General features: G+C 31.7%; 3 protein-coding genes. All 3 read left to right on the top strand.

What is annotated here, in order from left to right:
* A partial coding sequence (locus FN795_RS21260) for a phosphopantetheine-binding protein (RefSeq protein ID WP_142452499.1) occupies positions 1-714 on the top strand: 714 nt, incomplete at its 5' end.
* Between the two features lie 49 nt (positions 715-763).
* Positions 764-1,000: a hypothetical protein gene (locus FN795_RS21255; RefSeq protein WP_142452498.1), complete on the top strand. Its 237-nt coding sequence runs from the start codon at positions 764-766 to the stop codon at positions 998-1,000.
* Between the two features lie 367 nt (positions 1,001-1,367).
* Positions 1,368-6,265 (top strand): non-ribosomal peptide synthetase (locus FN795_RS21250; RefSeq protein ID WP_142452497.1); only part of this gene is annotated, 4,898 nt, incomplete at its 3' end.

Below are 6,265 nucleotides of genomic sequence, written 5' to 3'. Positions count from 1 at the left end.
GCAGAGAAATTCATTTCGAATCCTTTTATAAAAGGAACAAGAATGTATGATACTGGTGATTTAGGCAGGTGGCTGCCAGATGGCAACATTGAATTCTTGGGCAGAAACGACCATCAAGTCAAGATAAGAGGTTACCGTATAGAGCTAGGAGAGATAGAAACGGCCATATCTGGATATTCAGAGGAGATACAACAGATTGTAGTGGAAGCCAAAGAAATCAACCAGGACAAAGCTTTAGTGGCTTATTATGTATCCAAAACAGAGATTGACAAATCAGAGATCAGAACTTACCTGCAAAACAAGCTGCCTGAATATATGGTGCCTATCTTCTATGTTCAGTTAGTATCACTTCCATTAACCCCAAATGGGAAAATAGATCGCAGAGCATTACCAGAGGTTGATGGAAGTTATATCATAAGAAAGGAATTTGTAGCACCAAGAAATGAAACAGAAGAAAAGTTAGCGGCAATTTGGCAAGAAGTCTTAGTTATTGAAAGAGTAGGAATTACGGATAATTTTATGGATTTAGGAGGTAATAGTTTAATTGCTATGAGATTAATCAGTTTGATACACAAAGAATTTGATATTAAAATGTCCGTCAATGAATTATTTAAAAATATGATTTTAGAAGAACAAGCCTATTTTATTATGAATGTTAGTTTGATTCAAACATTCGATTTTGAAGATAATAGTACAGATAAATTCACTATATAATTTACCCATTAATGCAATGTTATTTGATTAACAGAAAGTTTAAATAATTATGAAAAATTTGTTGATTCTTTTCCTTTTATTATCCAATTCCACTTTATTTGCTCAAATAAAAATAATTGGAAAAGTTATTAATGCTGAGGATACATCCCTCGATTTAGCAGCAATTATTTTAACAAATAAAGATTCTATTGCCATCAAAAATGATTTTAGAAATAAGAAAGGAGAATTTCTCTTAGAAACAAAATCGGGATGGCATAAAGTTCAAATCAGACAAAGCAATAAATGATTTTATATTAAATAGGGTAAATCATTATTATTGAATTTAAATTATTGGTATAGTTTTCAAAGAATAGATGGAATATACGAAAAGGTGCTATGACTTCCACCTCCATAAGTATCCAATAGCTTTTACCGGATAAAGATTTAAAGATTTCATTAAAAGGGGATGATCTATTTAGAACTGAAAAAATAACAGGAAATTCAGTAGTAAATGGTAATTATCAAAATTTTGGATATTATTATGATACCCAATCTTTCTAATTGTCATTAGATTATAAGTTTGGAAACAACAAAATAAAAGTAGAAAATAGGGAAGCCGGTAACGAAAATAAAGAACGAGAACAGGTAATTAATAAGTTGTAAGAATTCATAAAATGGAAGAGTTAATTAAAATACTACATAATTTCAATATCAAAATTGATTTGGTTGATGAAAAATTAGATATTCAGGCTCCAAAAGGAGTTATGACAGAGGATTTATTGAATGAAATTAAATTGTATAAAAATGAATTGATTGAATTTATTATTTTACATAAAACCAAAAAAGAGAAGCACTTATTTATTCCTAAAGTCGCTGAACAATTTAGTTATGTTTTGTCTTCTTCTCAACGCAGATTATGGCTGTTAAGTCAATTTGAAGGGGGAAATGCAGCTTATAATATGGCAAGTGTTTTTGAATTGAAGGCCAATGTCATTGTTTCTGCTTTACAAAAAGCTTTTCAGTCCCTTATCGAACGACATGAATCATTAAGAACCTTATTTAAAGAGGATGTAACAGGTGAAGTTAGACAATTTATATTAAAACCTGAGGAAAGTAATTTTCAATTGCAATTAGAGGATATTAGCAAGGAAGAAAACATTGTAGAAATCACCAGAGGAATGATTCAAGAAGAAACGAACTATTCTTTTGATTTATCTACAGATTCTTTATTGAGAGTAAGGTTAGTCAAAACATCCGAAGATACTCATGTGCTTGTTTGTGTGATGCATCATATTATTAGCGATGGGCAGTCAACAGAAATAATGACCAATGAATTATTTGCTTTGTATGATTCTTTTGCAAAAGGAAATGAGAATCCATTGCCAGTATTAGCTCTTCAATACAAAGATTATGCAACGTGGCAACAAGGTTTTTTGAAAAACGTGAATTTAGCAAGACATAAATCGTATTGGTTACAACAATTTGAAGGTGAAATTCCTATATTGAATTTACCTAATTACCAAACTAGACCAGCTATAAAAACTTATAATGGTAGATCAGTCAATACTGTTTTTAGCGAGAGTCTTTTTAAAGATTTTGATCATTTATGCCAATCAGAAGGTAGTACACTATTTATGGGTTTATTGGCAGCAGTAAAAGTATTACTGTATAGATATACCAACCAAAACGATATTGTAATTGGTAGTCCAACAGCAGGAAGAGAACATACAGATTTACAAAATCAAATAGGCTTTTATGTTAATACATTGGCATTAAGAACCCAATTTAAGGGAAAAGACAGTTTTAAAGAAATATTGACAAATGTTAAAAAAGTTACGCTTGGTGCTTATGAACATCAGGTTTATCCATTTGATGAGTTGGTATTACAATTACCTATTAAACTTGATAGGAGTCGAAATCCTTTGTTTGATGTCATGGTTACGCTACAAAGTATAGATAATTTCAAAAAAAATGTTCCAAAAATTGGAGATATTGAAGTTAGAGAATTACAATTAGAGGGAGAAGCTGTTAGTAAGTTCGATATGGATTTTGCTTTTCTAAAAAAAGGTGATGATCTGGAATTAATACTTACATACAATACAGATATTTATTCTGAAGAATTTGTAAAACGAATATTAGATCATTTCAAAATAGTATTGTTAGATATAGTTACAAATCCTAATCTTGCTATAGACTCTCTAAGTTATTTAACTCAAGCAGAGAAACAACAATTATTAGTAGACTTTAACGATACCAAAGTTGATTATCCGAAAGATAAAACCATCATCGATTTATTTGAAGAGCAAGTTGAAAAAACTCCAGATAACATCGCTGTTGTTTTTGAAGAAGTACAATTGACTTATAAACAACTCAACGAGAAAGCAAATCAATTAGCGTTTTATTTAAGAGAAACTTACAAAATACAAGCCGATGATTTAATCGGAATAAAGTTAGAGCGAAGTGAACGAATGATACTGGCTATTTTGGGGATACTAAAATCTGGTGCCGCTTATGTGCCAATCGATCCAAGTTACCCTCAAGAAAGGATTGCTTACATAGAAAAAGACAGTAACTGTAAAATTGTTATCGATGAACAGGCATTGGAAATCTTTTACAAGATCCAAGATAAATATACTAAATCAAATATTTTAAAGATAAATAAGCCTACAGATTTAGTGTATGTAATATATACTTCTGGAACTGCCGGTAATCCTAAAGGGGTGATGGTGGAACATAAAAATCTTGTAAATTTAATTTACTCTTATAATAATGATTTAGAAGTTTACAACACAACCTTAACATGTAATTATACTTTTGATGTTTCTGTCCTTGAAATTTTTAACTCTATTTTATCAGGTTCAAAACTGTTAATACCAAAATACGAAACAGTATTGTATCCAAAAGAATATGCAAAATATTTTATAGAAAACAAAATTAATTGTTGTTATATACACCCAAGGCATTTAGAAGATATAAGTAAAGAACTAGAAGTAAATAAATATAATGAAATTAAAAAAATATTAATTGGAGTAGAACCTATACAATTCAAAACTCTAGATTTTTTTACAAAAAATACTAAAATTATTAATGGTTATGGACCAACTGAAAATACAATTTGTTCAACTTTTTATCGTGTAGAAAAACTAAAATATGAAAAACTGACTATTCCTATTGGCAAACCAATTGACAATACACAGATCTATATATTAGATGAAGGGTTACAGCCAGTTTCTATAGGTGTTACAGGGAAGTTATATATTTCAGGAGATGGAGTTTCCAGAGGTTATTTAAACAAACCAGAACTCACAGCAGAGAAATTCATTTCGAATCCTTTTATAAAAGGAACAAGAATGTATGATACCGGTGATTTGGGCAGGTGGCTGCCAGATGGCAACATTGAATTTTTGGGCAGAAACGACCATCAAGTCAAGATAAGAGGTTATCGTATAGAATTAGGAGAGATAGAAACGGCCATATCTGGATATTCAGAGGAGATACAACAAATTGTAGTGGAAGCCAAAGAAATCAACCAGGACAAAACTTTGGTGGCTTATTATGTGTCCAAAACAGAGATTGACAAATCAGAGCTTAGAACTTATCTTCAAAACAAGCTGCCTGAATATATGGTGCCTGGTTTTTATGTAGAGATAGAAAGTCTGCCTTTGACACCTAATGGCAAGATAGACAGAAAAGCCCTTCCAGGTGTTACTGGAGAAGACATCATCAAAAAAGAATATGTAGCTCCAGGAAATGCCATCGAGCAAAAAATGGTAGAAATATGGCAAGAAGTATTAGGAGTTCAAAAAATAGGAATTACAGATAATTTCTTTGAATTGGGAGGACATAGTCTGATAGTAGTTCAAGTTATCAATCAAATTTTTAAGCAATTAGGAAAAACCATATCCTTTAAAATATTTTTTGCCAATCCAACCATAAAAGCATTAAGCAAAGAATTAAAACAAAGCGAATATTTAGACATTCCCAAAGCAGCGGAGGATGAATCCTATCCATTAACCGCTTCACAAAGCAGATTGTGGATATTGAGCCAACTTGAGAGTGGGGCTTTGGTATATAATATGCCGGCAGCAGTTAGGTTTACAGGAACTGTTGATTTTGATAAATTTGAAGAAGCATTTAGGTTATTAATCAAGCGTCATGAAATTTTAAGAACGTTTTTTAAATCTAATGATCAAGGGGAAGTTAGTCAATTTATCATCCCAACCGAGCAGGTCAGTTTCAGTATAACACAAAAGAGTTTCTTAAACAAGAAGAACCAGCATGAGTCGGTTTCGGATTATTTAGAAGAAGTAAACAAGGAGCCCTTCGATTTGGAAAAAGCACCGCTTATAAGGGCTTCTTTAATCAAATTAAGAGAAGACGAGCATGTATTTTTCTTATTGATGCACCATATTATTGGAGATGGCTGGTCAATGCTGTTATTAATTTCTGAGGTTGTAAAAATTTATAATTCTTTACTACAAGGAAAACAAGCCAATTTGCCAGAATTAAGAGTTCAGTATAAGGATTATGCGGTTTGGCTTAATTCAGAATTGCAGCAGGAGAAACATCAGGCATCGGAAGATTTTTGGTTGAATCAATTCTCAGGAGAGTTACCTGTTTTAGATTTACCTAGTTTTAAAAAACGGCCATCTGTCCAAACTTATAATGGGGCAAGTTTAACACATGAATTCTCCAAGTCGTTTTTAGATAAGCTGAAAGGTTTTTCAGAGAGACATCAATCCACTTTGTTTATGACTCTTATGACAGGAGTCAAAGTGCTTTTACATAAATACAGTGGTCAAGATGATATTGTAGTAGGTACTCCTATAGTAGGACGTGAGCATCCTGATCTGGAGCATCAAATAGGTTTGTATTTAAATACACTAGCAATAAGAACACTCTTTAAAGAGCAGAATAACTTTTTAGATTTATTAAATCAGGAAAAAGAAACTTTATTAGGAGCATACGAGCACCAGGCTTATCCATTTGATGAGTTGGTAGGTAAGCTAAACCTAAAACGAGACATGAGCCGTTCGGCACTATTTGATGTTTTGGTGGTTTTACAAAATCAGCAGCAAGTTTTTGGACTAAGAAATGAAGAATCATTATCTGGTCTTGAGGTTGATTCCTATAACTTTACCAACAATATCGCTCAATTTGATATCAGTTTTACATTTGCCGAAACAGAAGGATTGGCCTTATCAATCCAATACAATACAGATATTTATGATCTTGAATTGATAGAGCGAATGTTTACACATTTTGAAAATTTATTGACCAAATGTATAGAAGAACAAGATAAAGCTATTGAGAGCATTGATTATTTAACTCAAGATGAGAAACAACAATTATTAGTAGAGTTTAACGATACCAAAGTTGATTATCCGAAAGATAAAACCATCATCGATTTATTTGAAGAGCAAGTCGATAAAACTCCGGATAACATCGCTGTTGTTTTTGAAGAAGTACAATTGACTTATAAACAACTCAACGAGAAAGCAAATCAATTAGCGCATTATTTAAGAGAGGAATACTCTATTAAACCCAATGATTTTGTTGGGGTAAAATTAGT

It is taken from the genome of Flavobacterium resistens, from assembly GCF_900182645.1.
GTDB classification, from domain to species: domain Bacteria; phylum Bacteroidota; class Bacteroidia; order Flavobacteriales; family Flavobacteriaceae; genus Flavobacterium; species Flavobacterium resistens.
This window is presented reverse-complemented; position numbering and strand designations above follow the sequence as displayed.